Origin of the sequence: Massilia aurea (assembly GCF_024753205.1) — a bacterium.
In the GTDB taxonomy this organism is placed as follows: Bacteria; Pseudomonadota; Gammaproteobacteria; order Burkholderiales; family Burkholderiaceae_D; genus Telluria; species Telluria aurea.
Window position 1 is genome coordinate 1 of sequence record NZ_JANUGZ010000037.1, and the last position, 612, is coordinate 612.

Consider the following 612-nt stretch of genomic DNA (forward strand, 5'->3'; position numbering starts at 1 on the left):
AGGCCTTGGCTAAAGGCGGTGTAGAGGGCTGAAAACTCCTGGACCAGCACCCCGACCGACCAGCCATCGGAGATGATATGGTGCTGGGTAACCAGCAGCACATGCTCGTCCTGTGCCAGGCGCAGCAGCTGGCCGCGTACCAGAGGCCCGGTGGCCAGGTCGAACGGGGTGGCTGCTTCGTCGGAGGCAAGGTGGGCTACGGCCGCTTCCAGCTCGTTCCCGTGCAGATGGCACAAATCGCGTTCAAGCAAAGTAAAACCGATATCGGCCGGGTCGATATCGAGGCTTGCCTGTCCGGCATGGTTCACGATGCGCGTGCGCAGGATTTCGTGGCGCGCAACGATGCGGTCGAGGGCAGCGCACAGGGCGTCCACCTGCAAGCGCCCTCGCAGACGCAGGGCGGCAGGGATATGATAGGCAGCGCTTGCCGCGTGATCGAGCTGATCGAGGAACCACAAACGCTGCTGTGCCAGCGATACCGGCGAGGGGCCGCCGCGCTCTACCGGTCGTAGTGGTGGCAGTACGTCCAGCTCAGTCTGCTGTGCGGCATTGGCCAGTTCCCGCAGGACCGGATGCGCGAACAGGTCGCGAAGAGCGATCTCAATGCCCAGG

1 protein-coding gene is annotated in these 612 nt (G+C 64.1%); it reads right to left on the reverse strand.

The genetic code is table 11. The features are described 5' to 3' along the window. Positions 1 to 612 (reverse strand): condensation domain-containing protein (locus NX775_RS23930; RefSeq protein WP_258838255.1); only part of this gene is annotated, 612 nt, incomplete at both ends.